Origin of the sequence: Streptomyces sp. NPDC060027 (genome assembly GCF_042737005.1) — a bacterium.
Lineage (GTDB): Bacteria > Actinomycetota > Actinomycetes > Streptomycetales > Streptomycetaceae > Streptomyces.
On the sequence record NZ_JBHWVI010000012.1, the window covers coordinates 43,368 to 64,636 of the forward strand.

Genomic DNA, 21,269 nt, shown 5'->3' on the forward strand with positions numbered 1-21,269 from the left:
GGCCCGACGATCAGGGCGTCCTGACCGTCAGGACGTCGTGCTGAGGCTCGCCGAGGACCACCTTGAGCGCCCCCGTGTCGGCGGCCCGTGCGAAGACGTCGTACGCCTCCTCCATGCGGTCCAACGGGAACGTGTGGGTGACGAGGGAGGCCGCCGGGAGCCGGCCCGCGGCCATCATGCGCAGCAGGGTGGGGGTGGAGTACGTGTCGACCAGGCCCGTGGTGATCGTCAGGTTCTTGATCCACAGACTTTCGAGGTGCAGGGTCGCGGGCCGGCCGTGCACGCCGACGTTGGCGACGTGTCCGCCGGGCCGGACCATGCGCGTGCACGTCTCGAAGCTCTCCGGGACACCGACCGCCTCGACGACGACATCGGCTCCGAGCCCGTCGGTGAGGTCGGAGACCAGTTGCTCGGCCTCCTCGCCGGCCATCGCGACCGCGTCGGCACCGAGACGCTTGGCGGCGTCGAGGCGGGCGGTGGCGAGATCGACGGCGATGATCCTCTCCGGCGAGTAGAGGCTCGCCGTCGCGATCACGGCGAGTCCGACGGGCCCCGCTCCGACGACGGCGACGGTGTCTCCGGGGCGCACCCGTCCGTTGAGTACGCCGACCTCGTACGCGGTCGGGAAGATGTCGGCCAGCAGGACCGCGTCCTTGCTGTCCACGGCCCCGGGCAGGAGATGCGTGGACAGATCGGCGTGCGGGACGCGGACGTATTCGGCCTGCGTCCCGTTGATCAGATGGCCGAGGATCCAGCCACCGCCACCGCGGCACTGGCCGTAGGCGCCCTCTCGGCAGAAGCGGCAGCGGCCGCACGCCGTGATGCAGGAGATCAGAACACGATCGCCCGGCCGGACGGTCCGCACGTCGCCGCCCACCTCGACGATCTCGCCGACGGCCTCGTGGCCGAGGACCGTGCCGGGGGCGACCTCCGGGACGTCGCCCTTGAGGATGTGCAGGTCGGTCCCGCAGATGGTGACGGTGTCCACGCGCACGATGGCGTCGGTGGCGTCCTGGATGCCGGGATCGGTCACGTCCTCCCACGCGGACCTTCCCGGGCCGTGGAACACGAGTGCCTTCATGAGGGCCCCTTCACGTCGTGACTTGACCTGGCATTTACAGCCTGACCGGGGCAGATGCCTCCCGCATGGGCCGATCGGGCCCCTCCGCGGGACCGGGCGGCCCCTGCCACCGCTCGCGCGCACCGCGATCCCCTTGCACTGTTGGGGTGTAACGAGGAGGTGCGGTGCCATGCGCGGAGCACAGGGTGCGAGGCAGTGGTGCTGGCGCTGGCGGAGGAATCCGCTGCGCCGCCGTGACGACGTCTTCGAGGCGTGGATCGTGCTGATCGTCTGGATGGTCATCGTGCTGGGCGGCACCGTGGCCGGCCTGGTGACGGCCCATGCCGCTGACGCGTCCTTCACCCGGCTGCGCCAGGACCGCCACGCCATCCCGGCCGTCCTGGTCGAGAGTTCGGGTGCGGCGGTACCCGCCGGAGAGGGCGCGGCCTACGACCAGGTCCGGGCGAAGGTCCGGTGGACCGCGCCGGACGGTTCCGCCCGTACCGGCCGCGCCCTGGTGGAATCCGGGCACAAGGCCGGAGCGCACGTGGTGATCTGGATGGACACGAAGGGCCGGCTCGCCGGCGCGCCGCCGAGCGCGGGCGCGGCGACAGCCGAGGCGAGCCTGCTGGGCATCGGGGCCGCGGTGTCTCTCGGCGGCCTGGTCTTCGGGGCGGGGAGCCTCGCACGGTGGCGGCTCGACCAGCGGCGCTATGACCGCTGGGCGCGCGAGTGGGAACGACTCGGACCGCAGTGGGGGCACAAGACGCCGTGACTCGGCGTGCCGACGCACGCGTAAGGAGCTGATCACCTTGACGACTCCGACAACTCCGACAGCCCCGATGAGACCACCGGACAGCCCCGTGAGGGTGAGCGCCCATCTCGACACGCCGCTGTCGCGCTGGCTGTGGCTGGTGAAGTGGTTCCTCGCCATTCCGCACTACGTGGTGCTGTTCTTCCTCTGGATCGCCTTCACCGTGGTGAGCGTGATCGCGTTCTTCGCCATTCTCTTCACCGAGCGCTACCCCCGCGGGCTCTTCGAGTTCAACGTCGGTGTGCTGCGCTGGAGTTGGCGGGTCGCCTACTACTCGTACGGCGCGCTCGGCACCGACCGCTATCCACCGTTCAGCCTCGGACCGGAACCGGACTACCCGGCACGGCTCGACATCGTCTACCCGGAACGGCTCTCCCGTGGTCTGGTGCTCGTGAAGTGGTGGCTGCTGGCGATTCCGCAGTACATCGTCGTCGGCTTCTTCCTCGGCGGCTCCCACCTCGGCTGGTGGGAGGGCGGTCTCATCGGGTTGCTGACCATCTTCGCGGGCTTCGCCCTGGCCTTCACCGAGAAGTACCCGAAGGACCTGTACGCCCTGATCATGGGCCTCAACCGGTGGGTGCTGCGTGTGGCCGCCTACGCCGCCCTGATGACCGACGTGTATCCACCGTTCCGCCTGGACATGGGCGGCTCGGAGGAGAGCGCGGCCGAAGCCGGACCGTGGCAGAACCGGTGACCGGTGCCGGGCGGCAAGCCGGTGGGCGACGGGGCGCTGGCCGTGGATCCGTCAGGGCGTCCGAGCATCCGGGCATCCGGACGTGAAGGGCCCGAGGTCGAACACCCCCGGGCCCTTGGCCACCTGTCGCCGACCGTGCGGTCACGCGGTACGCGGTCTCGCACTCACGCACTCATGCGCCGTGAACAGCGTGGTCGGTCGTGCGGGTCGAGACCGAGGACGACGTCCTCCCTCCCGGAGTCTTCCTCGGGCCGCGCTATGGCTCGTACGAGGACGACAGGCGTCCTGCTGAGCCCCGCGAACAGACCCCCGCACGCGGCGGGGCGCCCCCGCACAGGCGCGGGGGCGCCCCGGTGCTTGCCATGGGTCACCGCAGCCAGGGGTTGCGGCTCACGAGGGGGAGCCGCGACCAGAGGCGACCCAGGCCCCAGGTGGCACCTGCGCCCGCCGCGGCGAGGGCGATCAGCACGACCGCGTAGATCACGTGGTAGTCGGTGAGGGGGTTCGTCGACATGCTCGGCGAACCGTCGGACAGGTGCCGGGCGGGCGGCCACTCGGCGACCCACATCAGCGCCATCATCGCCGTGCCAGCGACCGCGGCGAGCCGCAGGGCGACACCGGCGATCAGGGCGACACCGACGCCCAACAGCCCGGCCATGAACAACCAGTCGGCCCAGGTGTCGCCGGCCCAGGAATGGAACGTCGACTCCATCGGTCCGGCCGCGACACCACCCAGGAATCCCTTGGTGGGCGAGCCGCCGTCGATCCAGCCCTTGCCGGACGGGGTGGCGTAGCCGAAGCCGAAGGTCTTGTCGAGGAAGGCCCACAGGAACACGAACCCCGTCAGCAGCCGCAGACCCGCGAAGGCGTACGCGGCGACCACCGTGGCCGACGAGGTCACGGCCTCACCAGGTGCCTGTGCCGAACGGGTCCTGCGCAGCGACGGGAGGCGGAACCCTGCGTGCCGGTGGGGTTGCTCGTGGACTGCCATGATGCTCATCCCTCCGAGGGGTGTTCGACGCATGCGTGTGGCATCTGCTGCGCTTTCAATGTCGCGCGGTGGCACGGGAGTTCGGAGGGGCCGCGGGTCCCTGACGGCAGGGCCGAAGGTCCCTCTCGGAGGGCCGGCCGGGCCGAGGGTGGTCACCAACCAGGCTTCTGCGTCAACGAGTTCGCCCCTCTGCCGAATGCGCCGAATGTGCTGAGTGCGTCGAATGCGTCGACTCGCATCGGCATGCGCGCGACGGTCCGGCGCATCGCGTGGTCAGGCGTGCGGGACGACGGCCACCGACCAGTCGGCGCCGCTCACCCGGGCGCAGGCGTCGGACAGTCCTCTCCGTCGGGCCCTTCCGCCGGACCCTCCCGGCCGACCCTTCCGGCCGACCCTTCCGGCGGGCCCTTCCGGCGGGCCCCTCGGCCCCGGCCGATGCCATGCGGCCCGCGGTCGGGGCCGGGTGGCCCATGGCGACGGGCGGGGCACGGGAAGAGATTGGGGGTGGAAGGGTCGCGCACCAGGAAGAGGCAGATCATGAACACTTCCACCACATCCACCATGCTGCGGGCGCTGCCAGTCGAGCACCGGGAACGGCTGCTGCGGCTCGCCCGCGAGGTGTCGTTCCCGGAGGGCACCCGGCTGTTCGAGGAAGGCCGGCACGCCGACCGGTTCTGGATCATCCGGACCGGCACGGTGGCCCTCGACCTGCGCGTGCCGGGTCGCCGCGCGGCCGTCATCGAGATCCTCGGACACAACGAACTCGTCGGCTGGTCCTGGCTGTTCGCCCCGCACACCTGGCATCTGGGCGCCGGGACGACGAGCCCGGTACGCGCCTACGAGTTCGACGCCGACGTGGTTCGGGCGATGTGCGAGGCCGATCCCGTACTCGGGATGGCCGTGGCCCGTTGGGCGGGCGAGATCGTCGCCCACCGGCTGCAGTCGGCCCGGACCCGGTTGCTCGACCTGTACGCCCCCTACGGCAGCGGCGACGCGCGCTGACCGCGATCGTCCCGCTGAGACTCGTATTGGGCCGGTCGGCCCTAGTGCGTTCGGGCCGGACGCGTGATGATCGTCGTGAGCGGGCTCACGGTCCGTAGTCCATCACTGAAGAAGTAGTCCATCACTGAAGAAGGGGTCGTCATGGCCGAGGCGGGTACCTTCTCCGAGCAGAACCCGATCCGGGTCTTCCTGCTGGACGACCACGAGGTGGTGCGCCGCGGTCTGACGGATCTCCTGGACGCGGAGCCGGACATCTCGGTGGTGGGCGACGCGGGCAGTGTCGAGCACGCCCTGGTCCGCGGCCCGGCGCTGCGCCCGGACGTGGCCGTCCTCGACGTACGGCTGCCGGACGGCGACGGCATCAGTGTCTGCCGGGAACTGCGCAGCCAGATGCCCGAGCTGTCCTGTCTGATGCTCACGTCGTTCGACGACGAGGAAGCCCTGCTCGACGCGATCATGGCCGGGGCGTCGGGCTATGTGCTGAAGCAGATCAAGGGGTCCGATCTGGTCTCGGCGGTCCGCACGGTCGCGTCCGGCCAGTCGATGCTGGACCCCACGACGACCGCCCGGCTCATGCGCAGGCTGCGCGCGGACCCGGCCGAGGAGCCGGCCCTCTCGCCCGAGCTCGCCAGTCTCTCGCCGCGTGAGCGGGACATCCTCGCGCTGATCGGGGACGGGCTCACCAACCGCGAGATCGGCAAGAAGCTCTACCTGTCCGAGAAGACGGTGAAGAACCACATCTCCCGGCTGCTGGCCAAGCTCGGCGTCCAGCGCCGTGTCCAGGCCGCGGTGCTGGCCAACCAGCTCGAACATCCCGAAGCGGCCGATCACCCCCACACCCGCTGAGCCCTGGAACGGCCGGTCACCCCCACACCCCGCCGAACCTTGGAACATCCGACCACCCCCACACCCCGCCGAACCCAGGACGGCCGACCACCCCACTTCCGCCGACCCCAAGCACCGGCCGACCACCAAGCCACGCCCCGAGTCCCGAAGCGGCGGACCACCATCCCGAAGCGACGAGCCCCGTCCCCCACGCGCCCTGCCGCGGATCGGTCGACGGTCAGCCGGGCTCGGGGGCGCCGCCCAGGGTGACCGGTACCCGCCACACCAGCCGTGTGCCGCCGCCCTCACGTTCGCCGAGCGTGAGGGTCCCGCCGAGGGCGGCGGCCCTCTCCTCCATGTTCTTCAGCCCGCTGCGCGGTGCGCCGGCCGCCACACCGCAGCCGTCGTCCGCGACGGTGAGCGTCAGTTCGCCCGAGGCCAGCCGGAGCCGGATATCGACCGCGCGGGCGCCGGAGTGCCGGACCACATTGCTCAGGGCCTCCCCCAGCACCGCCACCGCGTGATCCGCGATGCCGCTGGGAACGTCGGTGTCGACAAGGCCCTCGATCCGCAGCGCGGGAGCGAACCCGAGGGTGAGCGTCGCGGCCTTCACCGCCTCGGCCACCCGGCCGCGCAGACCACTGCCGTCCGGGGTGCCGCCGTGCGTGCGCAGCCCGAAGATCGTCGACCGAATGATCTTGATGGTGTCATCGAGGTCGTCCACGGTCCGGGCCAGACGCTCCTTGCCCTCGGGGTGCTCCATGAAGCGCTGCGTGCTCTGCAGCGTCATCCCGGCGGCGAAGAGGCGCTGGATGGCCAGGTCGTGCAGATCGCGCGCGATCCTGTCCCGATCCTGGAACAACGCGATCTGTTCGGCGTCGCGTCGCCGCTCGGCGAGCTCCAGAGCCAGCGCCGCCTGGTCGGCGAACCCCAGCAGTGGCCCGGTGGATGCCTCGTCGAAGGGCGCCCCGCCCGGAGCGCGCCCCAGCAGCAGCACGCCGCGCGCCTTGCCGCCGGCGCCGAGGGGGACGGCGACCACGGGGCCGAGGCCCGCCCACAGCGGGGAGTCGCCCGGCGCGCGTTCGTCGTGCGTGATGTCGTCGCTGACCACCGGTTCGTAGGCGGTCAGCGCGGCCGCGACGATTCCGTCACCGGGGGACAGCACCAGTCCGCCGAGCCGGTCCGCGCCCAGGCCGACGGCGAGCGCCGGGCGCAGGGCCTCCTCGCCCGGCAGTCGCTCCGCGATCATCCCCGTGTCCGCGGAGAGGATCTTCAGTGCCTCGCCGACGATCAGTTCCAGCACCTCCGCGCTCGGCGCTCCGGTCAACAGGATGCTGGTGACGTCGCCACTGGCGCGCTGCCACCGCTCGCGGAGCCTGGTCTCCTCGTACAGCCGCGCGTTCTCGATGGCCACGCCCGCGGCCACCGCGAGCGTGGAGAGGACGGCCTCGTCCTCGGCGTCGAACTCGCGGGCGCTGCGCTTCTCGGTCAGGTAGAGGTTCCCGAACACTTCGTCACGGACCCGGATGGGCACGCCGAGGAAGGCGTGCATCGGCGGGTGGTTCGCGGGGAAGCCGTACGAAGCCGGGTGGTCCGACAGCTCCGACAGCCGCAGGGGCTCCGGGTGCCGGATCAGTTCGCCGAGGATGCCGTGTCCGCTGGGCAGCGCCCCGATGCGTTCCCGGCGGTCGTCGTCGATGCCGACGGTCAGGAACTCCGAGAGTTTGCGGTCCGAACCGATCACGCCCAGCGCGCCGTACTCGGCGTCCACCAGCACCACGGCCGCCTCGACGATGCTGCGCAGCACCTGCGGCAGGTCCAGCTCCCGGCCGACCGACAGCACCGCCTCCAGCAGACTGTGCAACCGGTCCCGGGTCCCTCGCACCGCGTCGATGCGCACCTGGAGCTCACCCAGCAACTCGTCGAGACGCAGTTTCGGCAGATGCTGCTCCGAGCTTCCGCGCCCGTCCCCGGTCATCGCGCCCTCCGGCCGACACATTCGCGCCCGTCCCCGGTCATCGCGTCCTCCGGCCGACACAGGGGAGAAGGCCCCCGCCCCTGCCCTCACCGTACCGTCGAAGAAGCGTTTGGCATCACCACGCGCCACGACGGAACAGGCGCGCCCCCCTTGCCCGAGCCCTTTTGAGCCGACGTGCGCCGTCGCGGCCGGGTGATGGGCAACCCGGCCGCGCGAGGTTCGGAATCAGCCCTTCCGGGCACCTGCCGTCAGTACTTTGCCGATACAGGCGGCCCACCCCTCGATCTGCTCGAAGTCACGGAAGTCGCCGCCCTTGCCGGAGGAGACGATCTTCCGGGCGATGAACCCCTTCGCCCCCTCTTCGAGACACCCGCCGAACGTGACGTGCTCCGTCACGTCGAGCCGGTCCATCGCCCGCTTCACGGCGGGCACGGGCGGGATGTCCCGTTCCGAGGCGGACGCGTCCAGCGGGCCGCTGCTGAAGAACCACAACGGCAGCCCGGCGAGCGCGCGGCGGTGCCGACGCGCGAAGCGGCGGGCGTCCTTGTGCCAGCGCCCCGCGTACAAGCCTCCACCGACCACCACGGCGTCGTACGGTTCGACGCTCGTCACGGAGCCGGCGGGCAGCGCCTCGGCGGACATCCCCTCCTTGCACAGCACCTCGGCGACGGTCTCCGCGATCCGCGCCGTGGATCCGTTGGTCGATCCATAGGCGACCAGAATTCTGCTCGGCATGATGGTGGGTCTCCTCTCACAGCTTGCGCGGCCAGTCCTCGGTGACGCCGTGCACGGCCGGTTCGGCCGGGCGCGGGTGCGCACCGTCGAAGCGACAGGTGAGTTGGTCGACGACTCCGACGACGCCGTCGATCCTCCGGGTCATGGCCACCGCGATCTCCGCCTCGCTCCGGCGCTCCACGTGGCCGTCGAGTGTGACGACGCCCTCGTGGACGGAGACCGTCACGGTCTGCGGCGTCAGCGACAGAGACCGCACCAGGACCTCGTCGAGCACCTCGGAGCGGATCTCCCGGTCCGGACGCAGGAACACCTGGAGCAGGTCGCGGCGGGTCACGATGCCGACGAGCCGGTCCTCCTCGTCCACCACCGGCAGTCGCTCCACCCGGTTCTGTGCCATGGTCCGGGCGGCTTCGGCGATGGTGTCCTCGGCGTGGACGGTGACAGGCGGTACGGACATCAGCGCTCCGGCGGTACGGGCCCGCGCCTTCGCCGCCTGGCGCCGGGCGCCGCGGGTCGGCCGGACGAGCCGGAAGCGGCGCTTCGCCGCATACGGGTCGGAGGCCGGGTCGGGGGTCTCCGCCTGCCGGGCCAGCAGGTCGGACTCGGAGACGACCCCGATGACCTTCTCGTCGTCGTCGACGACCGGGAGCCCGCTGATGCGGTGGCCGGCGAGGAGCCGTGCCACCTTCTTGAACGGGGCGCCGTACGGTGCCCGGACGACGTCCGTCGTCATCACCGTTCCGACCTTGTCGTGCTTCATGTCCGTTCCTCCTCAGCGCAGTCGGCGCAGATAGGGGTCCTGGGCGCGGCGCGGCAGCAGGCGGACGCGTGCGTCGAGCACGCTGACCGCGCCGGGGGTCGCGAGGACGGGGTTGAAGTCGGCCTCGGCGAGCTGGGGCAGATCGCTCGCCATGCGGGACAGGCGCAGCAGCACCTGTTCCAGACCTTCGAGGTCCACCGGTCCGCCGCCGTGCGCGCCGAAGAGCAGCGGCGCGCAGCGCGGTGAGGTGATCAGGTCGTGGACGTCGTGGTCGGTCAGGGGGGCGAGGCGGGCCGCGTGGTCGGCCAGCACCTCCGTCGCCGTACCGCCCAGGCCGAACAGCACGAGGGGTCCGAAGACCTCGTCCTGGACGACCCCGGCGAACAGCTCGGTGCCACGTGCGGCGAGCGGCTGGACGACCGCTCCGGTCAGGAGTCCGCCGAACCGGGTCTCGAAGTCACGGAAGGCGGCGCGCACTTGGGCGTCGCCCTGGAGGTCGAGGTGTACGGCGCCCTGTTCGGTCTTGTGGAGCAGGCCGGGCCAGTGGGCCTTCATGACGACGCGGCCGTCGGGTCCGCGCAGCCGTTCGGCGGCGATGACGGCGTCGTCCTCGGTCTCGGCCCAGGCCCAGTTCAGCTGCGGAACTCCGTAGCAGTCGAGCAGTTCGCCGCGGGTGCGGGGGTCGAGCCAGCCGCCGTCGGGGTGGGCGAGGAGGAAGTTCTCGGCGACCGTCCGGGCGCGCCCGGTGTCGACGTCCGCGAGGTCCGGGACGGTTCCGGCGGGCCGGTTCAGCCATGCCGCACGGTGCACGGCGTGGGCCAACGCCCGTGCCGCCGCGCCCGGTTCGGCGTACGAGGGTACGGTGCCGCCGTCCACGGCGGGCAGCAGCTCGACCGGCAGGGCCTGCTCCAGTCGCACGACGGCGACCGGACGTGCACGTCGAGCGGGACCGTCGGTGAGCGCCCGGACGAGGTCGTCACCGGTCGCCGTGGCGACGGCGGTGGGGACGAGCGCCACCAGGACGGCGTCGAAGCCCGGGTGCCGGGCGACCCGCTCCACGCACTCCCGGAGCTGCTCCTCCGTGACGGCGGCGGTGGCGTCGACTGGGTTGCCCACGGCGGCGCCCTCCGGCAGCAGGGTGAGCAGGTCGTCGGCCAGCTCGGCGGTCGGCGGTGGCAGGGCCAGTCCCGCCTCCGCGCAGGCGTCGGCGGCGAGGACGCCCGCGCCGCCCGCGTTGGTGACGATCGCGACGCGACTGCCGGACGGCAGCGGCTGGGCGTGCAGCAGGGCCGCGGTTTCGAGGAGTTCGCCCACCGAGCGGGTGGCGGTGATGCCGGCCTGGGTGAACAGGGCCTGCCGGGTCATGGTCCGGGTGGCGGCGGCCGCGGTGTGCGAGGCGGCCGCGCGGCGGCCCGCGTCGGTGCGGCCCGCGTCGACCGTGAGGACGGGCATCCGGCGGGTCACGCGGCGGGCGGTACGGGAGAAGGCGCGGGGGTTGCCGAACGACTCCAGGTGCAGCAGGGCGAGGTCGGTGCGGCCGTCGGACTCCCACCACTGGAGCATGTCGTTGCCGCTGACGTCGTACTTGTCGCCCAGCGAGGCGAAGGAGGAGACGCCGATGCCGAGCCGGGACAGCCCGTCGAGCAGGGCGATGCCGACACCGCCCGACTGCACGGCGACGCCGGCTGTGCCGGGGCGCGGATGGACGGCCGCGAAGGTGGCGTCGAGGCCCAGGTCCGGGTCGGTGTTGGAGACGCCGAGGCAGTTCGGGCCGACCAGTCGCATGCCGTACGTGCGGCACGCGCCCAGCAGTCCCTCGGCCTGGCCGGCGTCCAGCCCGGCCGTCACCACCAGCAGCGCCCGTACGCCGGCCTTGCCGCATTCCTCGGCGGTGGCGGGCACCGCGGGTGCCGGTATCGCGAGGACCGCGAGGTCGGGAATCCTGGGCAGAGCGCTGACCGAGGGGTAGGACCGCACCCCGAGGACCGAGGTCGCGGAGGGGTTCACGGCGAACAGGCGCCGGGTGAAGCCGCCTTCGTGGAGATGGTGCAGGAGGGCCCGGCCCACCGACCCGGGCCGGCGTCCGGCGCCGATCACGACCACGGCGTCGGGGCGCAGCAGCGGCTCCAGGCTCGCCACGTCGGCGCCCCGGCCGCGTGTCTCGACGGCCGCGAGGTAGGTGTCGTCCTCGTCGAGATCGATGGTGCAGCGCACTTCGGGGCCCTCGAAGTGCCGGGATGTGCGCAGGCCGAGGTCGGCGAAGAGCCGCAGCACCTCGTGGTTCTCGGACAGGGCGTCGGCGGTGAACGTACGGACGCCGTCCGCGCGGGCGGCGGAGACCAGGTGCTCGACGAGCAGGGTGCCGACGCCGCGGTGGTGCAGCCCGTCGGCGACCGCGATGGAGATCTCGGCCGTGCCGAGGTCGTCACCGGCCTCGCCTCCGACCCCGCCGCCACTCCCGCCACCGGTCCCACCGCTGGTCTCACCACCGGTCCCACCGGTCTCGTACTCGGCGAGGCCGATGACCTGGCCGTGCGTCTCGGCGAGCAGCGCCCGGTAGCCGGGCCGCGGTGGGGCGCACGCCCGGTCGGCGGCCGTCTCGGCGGAGCGGTGGCTCGCGACGAAGAAGCGCAGCCGGAGGTTCTCCGGGGACATCTCCTCGTACAGGCACCGCAGTTGCTTGTGGTCACCGGGCCGCACGGAGCGTATGCACACGGTCGTGCCGTCCTGGAGCAACGCGTGCACCAGGGGGCGGTCGTGGTCGTCGTCCGTCATCACGGGCCTCCTCGAAACCTGTCGGCACTTCGAGCATCCAGCGATCCGGGGGTCCGTCCCAGGGGCTGACCGGGTGCGCCGCATGGGCCGTTCGGCCCCGCTCCCGGCCCCACCGGATCCGTCCGGCCCCTGTGCGCGGAGGGGGGAGCTGGTGGACCGTGAAGGCGTGCTTCCCGCACGAGGGCGTTGCTCACGGACGATGAAGGGTGAACCGCCATGGCGCAGCCGATCGCTGTCGGTCACGACCCCGGGCACGAGAGGCTCCGGCCGGTGGTGCTCGGCATCGATGCCCGCCGTCCGTGCGACGCCGTCACCGGCTTCGCCTTCGAGGCCGCGCGGCGACTCGGTGCGCCGCTGCACGCCGTCCACGCCTGGTGCCTTCCCACTCCCGCGGGACCGTCGCTGCCGGTCGCGCCGCCCGAGGAGGACCGGGGCGCCTGGGAGGACGAGGAGGTCCAGTTGCTGGCGGACGCCCTGCGGCCGTGGCGCGAGAAGTATCCGCGCGTACGTGTCTACGAGGACGTCCGTCTCCAGAGCCCGGTGACCGCCCTCGTCCATGCCTCGGATGCGGCCGGGCTCGTCGTCATGGGCCGCGGTGGCGCGACGCTCGGGCCCACGCGCATGGCCGTACTGGTCCACGCCAGGTGCCCTGTGACGGTGGTTCCGCACTGACGCGGGCGGCCTTGGCCCTCGCCTGGTGACCCGTCGCGCGTGTCTCCATCCTCCGGTACGGGCGCCGTGCCGTCCCCCGGGGCACGCTCGGGGGACGGCGGGCGGTGCTCGTCAGCCGGTCCAGGTCCAGTCCGCGACCTCGGGGAGGTCGGTGCCGTGCTCGCGGATCCAGGTGTGGTGGCGGGAGCGGGCGTCCGCCATCGTCTGGCGGACGCCCGCGGCGCGGACGCCGAGGCCGGGGACGCGGTCGATGACGTCCATGACGAGGCGGTAGCGGTCCATGTCGTTGCGGACGACCATGTCGAAGGGGGTCGTGGTGGTGCCCATCTCCTTGTAGCCGCGCACATGGAGGTTCTTGTGGCCGGTGCGGCGGTAGGCGAGGCGGTGGATGAGCCAGGGATAGCCGTGGTACGCGAAGATCACCGGCTTGTCCGTGGTGAACAGTCCGTCGTACTCGAAGTCGTTCATCCCGTGCGGGTGTTCCTCGCGCGGCAGCAGCCGGGCCATGTCGACGACGTTGACGACCCGGACGGCGAGCTCGGGCAGATGGCGGCGCAGCAGGTCGCAGGCGGCCAGGATCTCCAGGGTGGGGACGTCGCCGGCGCAGGCGAGGACGACGTCGGGCTCCCGGTCCCCGTTGGCCGATCCCGCCCAGTCCCAGATGCCGGCTCCGCGGGCGCAGTGGGCGCGGGCCTGGTCCATGGACAGCCAGTCGAAGCAGGGCTGTTTGCCGGCGACGACGACGTTCACGTAGTCGCGGCTGCGCAGGATGTGATCCGCCACGGACAGCAGGGTGTTGGCGTCCGGCGGGAGGTAGACGCGTACGACCTCGGGGCTCTTGCTGAGGACGTGGTCGACGAAGCCGGGGTCCTGGTGCGAGAAGCCGTTGTGGTCCTGGCGCCATACATGGGAGGTGAGGAGGTAGTTGAGGGAGGGGATCGGGGCGCGCCACGACAGTTCCCGTGAGGTCCTCAGCCATTTGATGTGCTGGTTGACCATGGAGTCGACGATGTGCACGAACGCCTCGTAGCAGGAGAACAGACCGTGCCGACCGGTGAGGAGATAGCCCTCCAACCAGCCCTGGCAGAGGTGTTCGGAGAGGATCTCCATGACTCGGCCGTGCCGGTCGAGGTGTTCGTCCACCGGCAGGATCTGTGCCTGCCAGGCCTTGCCGCTGGCGCCGTAGACGGCGCCCAGGCGGTTGGAGGCCGTCTCGTCGGGGCCGACCAGCCGGAAGTCGCGGCGGTGCGAGGTCTCGCGCATGACGTGTTCGAGGAGGTCGCCCAGCACCCGGGTCGGCTCGTGCAGGGTGGCGCCCGGCTTGTCGACGGGTACGGCGAACCGCTCCAGGGGCGGGAGCGGCAGATCGCGGACGAGGAGGCCGCCGTTGGCGTGCGGGGTGGCGCCCAGCCGCCGGGAGCCGTCGGGTACGCAGGCCAGCACGTCGGCCACCGGACGTCCCTCGGCGTCGAAGAGCTCCTCGGGGCGGTAGGAGCGCAGCCAGGTCTCCAACTGCCGCAGGTGCTCGGGGTTTTCGCGGACCCCTGCCAGCGGCACCTGATGGGCGCGCCAGGTGCCTTCGACGGGCTCGCCGTCGACCTCCGCGGGGCCGGTCCAGCCCTTCGGGGTGCGGAGCACGATCATGGGCCAGCGTGCCCGCTCGGCCACGCCCTCCTCGCGGGCGGTGCGCTGGAGCAGTGCGATCCGTTCCAGGGCCTGGTCGAACGCGGCGGCCATGGCACGGTGCACCCGCAGCGGCTCGTCGCCGGTCACATGGATCGGGTCGTGACCGTACCCCCGCAGCAGTTCGTCGAGTTCGGACTCCGGGAGCCGGGAGAGCACCGTCGGGTTGGCGATCTTGTAGCCGTTGAGGTGCAGGATCGGCAGGACGGCGCCGTCGTGGACCGGGTCGAGGAACTTGTTGGAGTGCCAGGACGCGGCGAGGGGTCCCGTCTCCGCCTCGCCGTCGCCGATCACACAGGCGACCAGCAGCTCGGGATTGTCGAAGGCGGCGCCGTAGGCGTGGGCGAGGGAGTAGCCGAGTTCGCCGCCCTCGTGGATGGAGCCGGGGGTCTCCGGTGCGACATGGCTGGGCACGCCGCCGGGGAAGGAGAACTGCCGGAACAGTTTCCCCATGCCCTCGGTGTCGCGGGACACGGTGGGATACGTCTCGCTGTAGGTGCCCTCCAGCCAGGAGTTCGCCAGCACGGCCGGGCCGCCGTGACCGGGGCCCCAGACGCACAGCGCGTCCAGGCCGCGCGCTGTGACGACACGGTTCAGGTGGGTGTGGACCAGGTTGAGGCCGGGTGAGGTGCCCCAGTGGCCGAGCAGCCGGGGCTTGATGTGCGCCGGCGTCAGGGGCTCGGTGAGCAGGGGGTTGGCGAGCAGATAGATCTGGCCCACGGCAAGGTAGTTGGCGGCCCGCCAGTGGGCGTCCAGGGTGCGCAGTTCCTCGTCGGTCAGTACGGTGCTGTCCTGGTGTTCGACCTTGGTCATGGTGACTCCGTAAGTCATCGGGGTACGTCGCCGAGGCAGGTCAACGACGGGACGCTTCGTGTGAGGCGTCATCGGGCGAGGAGGCGGCATGGCCGGCAAGAAGACGGCGAAGGTGCCGCTTGCGGCGTACGAGCGGGAGCTGCTCCGTCTGCAGACGGAGCTGGTCAAGCTTCAGGAGTGGGTGCGCACCGAGGGCGCCCGTGTGGTGGTGGTCTTCGAGGGCCGGGACGCCGCGGGCAAGGGCGGCACGATCAAGCGGGTGGCGGAACATCTGAACCCGCGCGTCGCGCAGATCGTGGCGCTGCCCAAGCCGACCGAGCGCGAGCGGAGCCAGTGGTACTTCCAGCGGTACGTGGAGCATCTGCCGGCCGCCGGGGAGATCGTGCTGTTCGACCGCAGCTGGTACAACCGCGCCGGGGTCGAGCACGTCATGGGCTTCTGCACGAAGGAGGAGTACCAGCTCTTCCTGCGGCAGTGCCCGATCTTCGAGCGGATGCTGGTGGAGGAGGGCGTACTGCTGCGCAAGTACTGGTTCTCGGTGAGCGACGCGGAGCAGCAGAAGCGGTTCCGGCGCAGGCTGAAGGACCCGACGCGGCGCTGGAAGCTCTCCCCCATGGACCTGGAGTCGATCACCCGGTGGGAGGCGTACTCCCGGGCGAAGGACGAGATGCTGGTGCACACGGACATCGCGGAGGCGCCGTGGTTCGTGGTCGAGAGCGACGACAAGCGCCGCGCCCGGCTGAACATGATCGCCCATCTGCTCGACTCCGTTCCCTACCACGAGGTGCCGCCGCCGGTCCTGGAGCTGCCCCGCCGGCCGCCGTCGACGGGCTATGAGCGCCCGCCGCGCGACCTGCAGACGTTCGTCCCCGATCACGCGGCGAGTCTCTGAGCCGCTCATCCCCGTAGGGGCACGACGGCTACCGGGCAGGCCGCGTGGTGCAGGGCCGCGTGGGCGACCCGGCCGAGCTGCATCCCGACGTGCCCGTGGCTGTCGTGCCGCCGGACCCCGACGACGAGCAGATCGGCCTCGGTGGAGGCGTCCAGCAGCAGTTTGCGGGCGGTCCCCTCGGCGGTGCGCCGGTGCACGTCCACGGCCGGGTGGTCGGCCGCGGCCCCGCTCAGTGCCTCGTCCAGGACGTCCGCCGCCCGCTGTTCGTGCGTCCGGGTGGGCTCGCCGGGAGTCGCTGGGTGGTCGGTCGTCTCGTGCGCGGGGCTCCGCCAGGCCCGTACGGCTTCCAGCGGGACCCCGTGTTCCGCCGCCTCCCGGAAGGCGAAGCGGGTGGCCGCCTCGCCGTGCGAGGGATCCCCGACCCCGAGGACGACCCGCCGGTACCGGCCGGCCCTGGCCCGGTTGCCGTGACCGCCGCGCAGCACGATCACCGGGCAGTGGGCGCGGGCGGCGACCGTGAGGCTCACCGACCCCAGGAGCCTTTCGGCGATACCGCTGCGGCCCCGCGACCCGAGCACCAGCGCGGTGGCGTCGAAGCCCTCCGTCAGCAGCATGCTCACCGCGTCGTCGGGCAGGACGTCGGTGGTGACCTTCACCCCGGCGTCGCGACGGCGGGCGCGTTCGGCGGCGGCCTCGACGATCCTGTCGGCCAGGATCTGCTCCGAGGAGCGGCCCAGCCCCTCGGCGAGGGCGGCGCCTTCGTAGCGTTCCCAGAGCGAGGCGTAGACCAGACGCAGCGGCAGACCGCGCAGGGCTGCCTCGTCCGTGGCCCAGTCCACGGCGCGCATGGCGGGCTCGGACCCGTCGACACCCACGACGAGGGGCAGATCCACGGCGGTCAGCTCCCTTCGCCGAAGTCGAAGACGATCCGGGCCTGGATCCGGCCGTGCAGCACCTCGTCGATGGACTCGTTGACGGCACTGAGGGGCCGGGACTCGCGGATGACCTTGGTCCTGCCCGCGGCGTGCAGGTCGAACACCTCGGCCAGGTCCTGCCGGGTACCCACGATGGAGCCGATCACGGAGGTGCCGTTCAGCACGGTCTCGAAGATCGGGACCGCGATCGTGCCGTGGGCCGGCATCGCGACCATGACGAGCTTTCCGCCGCGCCGCAGTCCCTTGTACACGGCGGAGAAGGCATCCTCGTTCACCGCGAGCGCGAGCGCGGCGTGCGCGCCCCCGTGGCGCTTTAGGAACTCGCCGGGGTCCTCCTTGCGGGCGTCGATCACGAGGTCGGCGCCCAGTTCCGCGGCGAGTTCGAGTTTGTCGTCGGTGACGTCGATCGCCGCCACGGTCGCCCCGGCGATCTTCGCGTACTGCACGGCCAGGTGGCCGAGGCCGCCTACGCCGGAGACGGCGACCAGCTGGCTGGGCCTGACGTCGGCGACCTTCAGGGCCTTGTACGTGGTGACGCCGGCGCAGGTGAGCGGGGCCGCGTCGAGCGGGGAGATCCCGTCGGGCACCGGCTGGGCGAAGTCGGCCCAGGCGAGCATCTTCTCGGCGTAGCCGCCGTCGCACCCGTAGCCGGTGTTGATCTGCTGCTCGCACAGCGTCTCCCAGCCGGAGAGGCAGTGCTCGCAGCGTCCGCACGCGCTGCCCAGCCAGGGCACGGCGACCCGCTGTCCCATCGTCAGATGGGTGACGCCGTCGCCGAGCGCCTCGACGAGGCCGACGCCCTCGTGTCCGGGGACGAACGGCGGGGTCGGCTTGACCGGCCAGTCGCCGTGGGCGGCGTGGATGTCGGTGTGGCACAGCCCGGAGGCCTCCACCCGGATGCGGACCTGGCCGGGTCCGGGCTCGGGGTCCGGACGCTCCTCGATGACCAGCGGCTCACCGAACGCTCGTACGACTGCTGCCTTCATGGGATGACGCTCCTTGCGCGGTCGGGCCGCGATCGGTGCTCGGTCGAGGGCGGCCCGTGGTGATCAGGAGTGCGGGACGACGGCGACGGGGGCGGTGGAGTGGTGCAGCATGGCGTGGGTGACCGGTCCGATGTGGGCACCGAGCGCGGCACGGCGGGCACGCCGGCCCACGACGACCAGCGACGCCTCCCGGGAGGCGTCCACGAGATGGTTGGCCGCCCTCCCGGACAGGGTGTCCTCGACGACCTCCACGGCCGGGTACTTCTCCCGCCAGGGGCGCAGTACCTCCGTCACGGCGACGGCCTCCTGCGCGGCGAGAGCGGCGTTCATCTCCAGGTCCGGCGGCAGTCCGTACGCGATGTAGGGCGGCTCGTTCCAGGAGTGCACGACCCGCAGCGCCGTGGCGCGCAGGAACGCCGCCTCGAAGGCGAAGCCGATCAGCGTGGCGTCCGGGCCGGTGGTGTCGAGCCCCAGCACGACGGGACGGAAGGGCGCCACGGCGGACGGTATGCCCGACGGGTCCATCAGGTGCTCGTCCGCGGCCTGTTCTCCGGCGCGTACGAACACGACGGGGCGCCCGGCGTGCGCCACGACGGCCAGGCCGACCGAGCCGACCATGAAGCCGCCCACGCCACTCAGCCCACGGGTGCCGAGGACCAGGAGTTCGGCGTCGTCCGCGGCCTTGAGCAACGCTTCCGCGGGCCGGCCGGTCAGCTGTTCCGTGGTGACCTCGATCCCGGGGTGCCGTGCCCGGACCCCTTCGGCCGCTTCGCGCGGGATCCGCTCACTCCAGCGCTGATGGGTCTCGCCGCCGAGCAGCGGCGCCTGGGCGATGGGGTCGGGTGCCGGTTCCGCTACGTTGACCAGCCTGACCTGCAGTGCGCGAAGCCGCGCCTCGCGGGCAGCCCATTCGGCGGCGGCGAGGCTCTCGGACGAGCCGTCGAGACCTACGGTGACAGTGCGGGGCATGGTGTCCACCTCCTGATCGGGCGTCGGATTCCAGCGTCGGGTGGAAACGGATGCGTGGGGCAGGGGCCGCAGGTCCCCGATGGGGGCCGTTCGGCCCAAGTCGGGGGCATGGAACCGCACGGGAGGCGGAACCCTCACGGGGTCCCGCCTCCCGCGCGGGGTCCCGCCTCCCGCGCGGGGCCGGCTCAGCCGGCGACCGGTGCGGCGCCCGACCGACAGCCCGGCCCGGAGTTGCCAGGTACTGGGCGGGCACCCACGCGGCGACCCACATCAGCCCCACCATCACCGTGCCCGCAACCACGCGGATGCGCAGCGCGAATCGGCCGATCAGGGCGGGGCCCCTGCCGAGCGGCGCGGCCGTGAAGAGTCGGGGGACCCGGGTGTCACCGGCCCGGGAGCGTCTTGGGAGCCGAGTGCATCGTCGCGGCCGGTGACCCGGGCTCCAACGCCGACGCAGGCCGCCTTGCCTCCGCCGCCTTGCCTCAGCCGCCGCCGGCGCACCCCGCCTACCTGGCGATGGCCTGCGGGCCAAACAGGAGGGCGGCGTTGATCGCGTAGAGCGCGCCGAGCCCCGCGGCCAGTGTGCCCAGGAGCAGGCGGAGGAAGGTCTCGGGCATCCGTGGCTGGAGGCGGGCGCCGAGGTAGCCGCCGATGAGACCTCCCAGGCCGCAGGCCAGGCCGAGGAACCAGTCGGGGGCGATGCTTCCGCTGTGGCCCAGCGATAGCAGGGCGTAGGTGGAGGCGCCGAGCAGCGAGGTGGCGAACGTGGAGGCGAGCGCGGCCGGGGCGACTTGGGAGACGGGGATGCCGCGGCCGACGAGGACGGGGCCGAGGATCGAACCGCCGCCGATGCCGTAGATGCCACCCACGACGCCGACCGCGAGGGCCAGGGCGGTCACGGTCCGAGGTGACGGCGCAGGGCGTTGGGTCTCCGGAGGCTCGGGGCGGAGAGTCCGGATGATGAGCCAGGTGCCGAGCGGCAGCATCAGGGCGGCGACCAGGAGGCGGAAGACGTTCGGGCCCGGGAGGGCGAACACCCGGATGACCGCTCCGAGGACCACACCGGGCAGGGTGCCCACCACCAGTTGGCGCACGAGCGGTCCCCTCAGGGCGCCGTCGCGGCGGTATCGCAGTAGTGCGCCGGGGCCTGCCACGACGTTGTAGAGCAGGTTCGTGGGCGTGACGGACGGGTTCGGCACGGCGAAGACACTGAGCTGCACGGGCAGGAGGAACACCGCCCCGGACACTCCGACCGGTGCGGTCACCACGGCAATGAGCATCCCGACCGCAAGGCCGGCCGCCCCCAGCTCCCAGTCCACTCGGTGCCCCCGCCACGCCTCGGTCCGTCCCGGTCGCCGTCTGACGACAGACTAGATCGCCCTGTACATCGAGGGCGGAGGCGAGGACCGTGCCCCACCGTCTGTCAGTGCCCGTCTGTACCGTCCCGTTCATGACTGAGAGACCCTCGAAGCGCTGGCGCGACGGAGTGGCTGAGGAAGCGCGCAGGCTGGCCGCCGGCACTTTGACCGTGGAGGACGCCTTCTTGGCGGACCTCTACCCTGTGTCGCTCCTGGACGCGACGGACAGAGCCTTGGGCGCGTTCGAGAGCGAACTCGGGACTCTCCGCACACCCTCCGACGATCAGGTCTTCGGAGCAGTGGAGCAGGTGGTCCTCGCCCTGAATGCCATCAACGATCAGCATGGCGGAGCCGGTTATGAGACCGGCGAACGTGAAGAGCTCTGCCACTACATCGATCAGGCGCTCACCGATCGCGGCATCGACGTCCCCTCACTCACCGCACGGTCCGGACTGGGGCGACATGAGATCACGGACGAGTGGCGCGACTGGTAGGCACCAGCTCCAGGCCGTGCCACTGTCGTGCCCGAGGGGGCGGGGACGAACGGGGAACTCCGGGTGCTGGCGGGCTTCACCTAGGCCGCGGGATCGAACTGCAAAAGCGGGTGTCGCGCCTACCTTCGACGCCTGATATACCAACCCGCCACCAGCACGATGAGGGTGGCGACCACGAAGGCCCACACCGTGGTCGGGCCGTGGTAGGAGCGGTAGGCCACTAGAGCATGCATGCTCAGACGGATACCCGGAGCCGGTGATCGTAGCCGCCTCAGCGTCTTCTCAGCCCGCGGCCGCAGGTTCGAGTCTCGTGGGCGCCCGACACACCTCCGGCAAATCCGTGCGCCGGCGCCCTCTGACTAGTTCCGCCACAAGGTCAGAGAGCCTTAGGGAGTGATCGGCGCAATTTCTCCGGAGCCGTGTGCGCAGGTTCGAATCCTGCCGGGGGCACCTTGCATGAGACCCCGCCGTCAGCGGTTTCGCTGAGAACGGGGTCTTCGCGTATCTACAGCCCTGCGCAGGCAGATGCCGGGCGACCGGTTTAGCAGCCCGGCTGACCTCATCGGCCTTCGTGCCCATAGTTTGCATCGAGGGAGTCAAGGCGCCGCCCTGGGCCGTGGCACTCTCGATGGCGGACGGTCGCCCGAGCACGACCTGTGCGAGATCATGAACGGGAATCCTCTACGCAGCCGTGGCGGGCGGGCAGGTTCTCGGCGGCAAGCTGATCACGACGAGCGAGGCCGCTGCTGAGTGGCGTACCGGCTGGGCTCCAGGGGACGCATACGCTGTTTTTGCCCGACCGTTCTGATCTGTTCATATTCCCGTTGGCTGGT

Annotated in this window: 18 protein-coding genes; 7 read left to right on the forward strand and 11 right to left on the reverse strand. The window is 71.7% G+C overall.

All coding sequences use genetic code 11. The features are described 5' to 3' along the window. Positions 1–10 precede the first annotated feature (10 nt). A complete protein-coding gene (locus ACFWBT_RS05225) occupies positions 11–1,081 on the reverse strand; it encodes a zinc-dependent alcohol dehydrogenase family protein (protein ID WP_385696101.1) in 1,071 nt (356 codons plus the stop codon). Between the two features lie 169 nt (positions 1,082–1,250). On the opposite strand from ACFWBT_RS05225, the gene ACFWBT_RS05230 reads away from it, so the two are divergent. Both ACFWBT_RS05230 and ACFWBT_RS05235 read left to right on the forward strand, forming a co-directional pair. Beyond that, positions 1,251–1,835: a hypothetical protein gene (locus ACFWBT_RS05230; protein ID WP_385696104.1), complete on the forward strand. Its 585-nt coding sequence runs from the start codon at positions 1,251–1,253 to the stop codon at positions 1,833–1,835. Between the two features lie 67 nt (positions 1,836–1,902). Further along, positions 1,903–2,568, forward strand: a complete 666-nt coding sequence (locus tag ACFWBT_RS05235; RefSeq protein WP_385696187.1) for a DUF4389 domain-containing protein — start codon at positions 1,903–1,905, stop codon at positions 2,566–2,568. A 367-nt stretch (positions 2,569–2,935) separates the two neighbouring features. Here ACFWBT_RS05235 and ACFWBT_RS05240 read toward each other — a convergent pair whose 3' ends face one another. After that, positions 2,936–3,559 (reverse strand): hypothetical protein, encoded by a 624-nt coding sequence (locus ACFWBT_RS05240; protein WP_385696106.1) that lies wholly within the window; start codon positions 3,557–3,559, stop codon positions 2,936–2,938. A 537-nt stretch (positions 3,560–4,096) separates the two neighbouring features. Here ACFWBT_RS05240 and ACFWBT_RS05245 point away from each other — a divergent pair. Both ACFWBT_RS05245 and ACFWBT_RS05250 read left to right on the forward strand, forming a co-directional pair. Continuing rightward, positions 4,097–4,561, forward strand: a complete 465-nt coding sequence (locus ACFWBT_RS05245; RefSeq protein ID WP_385696108.1) for a Crp/Fnr family transcriptional regulator — start codon at positions 4,097–4,099, stop codon at positions 4,559–4,561. Positions 4,562–4,702: 141 nt separating this feature from the next. Continuing rightward, positions 4,703–5,407 carry a response regulator gene (locus ACFWBT_RS05250; RefSeq protein WP_385696110.1) on the forward strand — a complete coding sequence of 235 codons (705 nt, stop codon included), beginning with the start codon at positions 4,703–4,705 and terminating at the stop codon, positions 5,405–5,407. 217 nt (positions 5,408–5,624) lie between these two features. Here ACFWBT_RS05250 and ACFWBT_RS05255 read toward each other — a convergent pair whose 3' ends face one another. The 4 genes from ACFWBT_RS05255 to ACFWBT_RS05270 form a co-directional block, all read right to left on the reverse strand. Beyond that, positions 5,625–7,364 carry a GAF domain-containing protein gene (locus tag ACFWBT_RS05255; protein WP_385696112.1) on the reverse strand — a complete coding sequence of 580 codons (1,740 nt, stop codon included), beginning with the start codon at positions 7,362–7,364 and terminating at the stop codon, positions 5,625–5,627. 225 nt (positions 7,365–7,589) lie between these two features. Beyond that, complete coding sequence (locus ACFWBT_RS05260) at positions 7,590–8,099, reverse strand: flavodoxin domain-containing protein (RefSeq protein WP_385696114.1); 510 nt, start codon at positions 8,097–8,099, stop codon at positions 7,590–7,592. 16 nt (positions 8,100–8,115) lie between these two features. Continuing rightward, on the reverse strand, positions 8,116–8,859 hold the full coding sequence (locus tag ACFWBT_RS05265) for a CBS domain-containing protein (protein ID WP_385696116.1): 744 nt from the start codon (positions 8,857–8,859) through the stop codon (positions 8,116–8,118). 12 nt (positions 8,860–8,871) lie between these two features. Continuing rightward, on the reverse strand, positions 8,872–11,634 hold the full coding sequence (locus tag ACFWBT_RS05270) for a GNAT family N-acetyltransferase (RefSeq protein ID WP_385696119.1): 2,763 nt from the start codon (positions 11,632–11,634) through the stop codon (positions 8,872–8,874). Positions 11,635–11,850: 216 nt separating this feature from the next. Here ACFWBT_RS05270 and ACFWBT_RS05275 point away from each other — a divergent pair, with 216 nt between their 5' ends. Next, the gene (locus ACFWBT_RS05275; protein WP_385696122.1) at positions 11,851–12,306 is read left to right on the forward strand and encodes a universal stress protein; all 456 of its coding nucleotides are present in this window, start codon (positions 11,851–11,853) and stop codon (positions 12,304–12,306) included. A 111-nt stretch (positions 12,307–12,417) separates the two neighbouring features. Here the strand turns inward: ACFWBT_RS05275 and ACFWBT_RS05280 are convergent, their stop codons facing one another. Beyond that, positions 12,418–14,802 (reverse strand): phosphoketolase, encoded by a 2,385-nt coding sequence (locus ACFWBT_RS05280; RefSeq protein WP_385696124.1) that lies wholly within the window; start codon positions 14,800–14,802, stop codon positions 12,418–12,420. Between the two features lie 88 nt (positions 14,803–14,890). Here ACFWBT_RS05280 and ppk2 point away from each other — a divergent pair, with 88 nt between their 5' ends. Then, entirely contained in the window at positions 14,891–15,694 is an 804-nt protein-coding gene (gene ppk2 / locus ACFWBT_RS05285) for a polyphosphate kinase 2 (RefSeq protein WP_385696126.1), read from the forward strand. Between the two features lie 5 nt (positions 15,695–15,699). On the opposite strand, the gene ACFWBT_RS05290 is transcribed toward ppk2, so the two are convergent. From ACFWBT_RS05290 to ACFWBT_RS05305, 4 genes are all read right to left on the reverse strand, one after another. After that, positions 15,700–16,587 carry a universal stress protein gene (locus ACFWBT_RS05290; RefSeq protein ID WP_385696128.1) on the reverse strand — a complete coding sequence of 296 codons (888 nt, stop codon included), beginning with the start codon at positions 16,585–16,587 and terminating at the stop codon, positions 15,700–15,702. A gap of 5 nt (positions 16,588–16,592) precedes the next feature. Next, on the reverse strand, positions 16,593–17,615 hold the full coding sequence (locus ACFWBT_RS05295) for a zinc-dependent alcohol dehydrogenase (RefSeq protein WP_385696131.1): 1,023 nt from the start codon (positions 17,613–17,615) through the stop codon (positions 16,593–16,595). 63 nt (positions 17,616–17,678) lie between these two features. Then, positions 17,679–18,584, reverse strand: coding sequence for a universal stress protein (locus tag ACFWBT_RS05300; RefSeq protein ID WP_385696133.1), 906 nt, complete (start codon positions 18,582–18,584; stop codon positions 17,679–17,681). Between the two features lie 506 nt (positions 18,585–19,090). Then, the gene (locus ACFWBT_RS05305) at positions 19,091–19,903 is read right to left on the reverse strand and encodes a sulfite exporter TauE/SafE family protein (RefSeq protein WP_385696136.1); all 813 of its coding nucleotides are present in this window, start codon (positions 19,901–19,903) and stop codon (positions 19,091–19,093) included. A 131-nt stretch (positions 19,904–20,034) separates the two neighbouring features. On the opposite strand from ACFWBT_RS05305, the gene ACFWBT_RS05310 reads away from it, so the two are divergent. Then, the gene (locus ACFWBT_RS05310) at positions 20,035–20,436 is read left to right on the forward strand and encodes a hypothetical protein (RefSeq protein ID WP_385696138.1); all 402 of its coding nucleotides are present in this window, start codon (positions 20,035–20,037) and stop codon (positions 20,434–20,436) included. Positions 20,437–21,269: the final 833 nt, after the last annotated feature.

Bases quoted from the DNA above. Each gene is read 5' to 3' on its own strand.
- ACFWBT_RS05225 (WP_385696101.1), bottom strand. From the start codon at position 1,081: ATGAAGGCACTCGTGTTCCACGGCCCGGGAAGGTCCGCGTGGGAGGAC.
- ACFWBT_RS05230 (WP_385696104.1), top strand. From the start codon at position 1,251: ATGCGCGGAGCACAGGGTGCGAGGCAGTGGTGCTGGCGCTGGCGGAGG.
- ACFWBT_RS05235 (WP_385696187.1), top strand. From the start codon at position 1,903: ATGAGACCACCGGACAGCCCCGTGAGGGTGAGCGCCCATCTCGACACG.
- ACFWBT_RS05240 (WP_385696106.1), bottom strand. From the start codon at position 3,559: ATGGCAGTCCACGAGCAACCCCACCGGCACGCAGGGTTCCGCCTCCCG.
- ACFWBT_RS05245 (WP_385696108.1), top strand. From the start codon at position 4,097: ATGAACACTTCCACCACATCCACCATGCTGCGGGCGCTGCCAGTCGAG.
- ACFWBT_RS05250 (WP_385696110.1), top strand. From the start codon at position 4,703: ATGGCCGAGGCGGGTACCTTCTCCGAGCAGAACCCGATCCGGGTCTTC.
- ACFWBT_RS05255 (WP_385696112.1), bottom strand. From the start codon at position 7,364: ATGACCGGGGACGGGCGCGGAAGCTCGGAGCAGCATCTGCCGAAACTG.
- ACFWBT_RS05260 (WP_385696114.1), bottom strand. From the start codon at position 8,099: ATGCCGAGCAGAATTCTGGTCGCCTATGGATCGACCAACGGATCCACG.
- ACFWBT_RS05265 (WP_385696116.1), bottom strand. From the start codon at position 8,859: ATGAAGCACGACAAGGTCGGAACGGTGATGACGACGGACGTCGTCCGG.
- ACFWBT_RS05270 (WP_385696119.1), bottom strand. From the start codon at position 11,634: ATGACGGACGACGACCACGACCGCCCCCTGGTGCACGCGTTGCTCCAG.
- ACFWBT_RS05275 (WP_385696122.1), top strand. From the start codon at position 11,851: ATGGCGCAGCCGATCGCTGTCGGTCACGACCCCGGGCACGAGAGGCTC.
- ACFWBT_RS05280 (WP_385696124.1), bottom strand. From the start codon at position 14,802: ATGACCAAGGTCGAACACCAGGACAGCACCGTACTGACCGACGAGGAA.
- ppk2 (WP_385696126.1), top strand. From the start codon at position 14,891: ATGGCCGGCAAGAAGACGGCGAAGGTGCCGCTTGCGGCGTACGAGCGG.
- ACFWBT_RS05295 (WP_385696131.1), bottom strand. From the start codon at position 17,615: ATGAAGGCAGCAGTCGTACGAGCGTTCGGTGAGCCGCTGGTCATCGAG.
- ACFWBT_RS05300 (WP_385696133.1), bottom strand. From the start codon at position 18,584: ATGCCCCGCACTGTCACCGTAGGTCTCGACGGCTCGTCCGAGAGCCTC.
- ACFWBT_RS05310 (WP_385696138.1), top strand. From the start codon at position 20,035: ATGACTGAGAGACCCTCGAAGCGCTGGCGCGACGGAGTGGCTGAGGAA.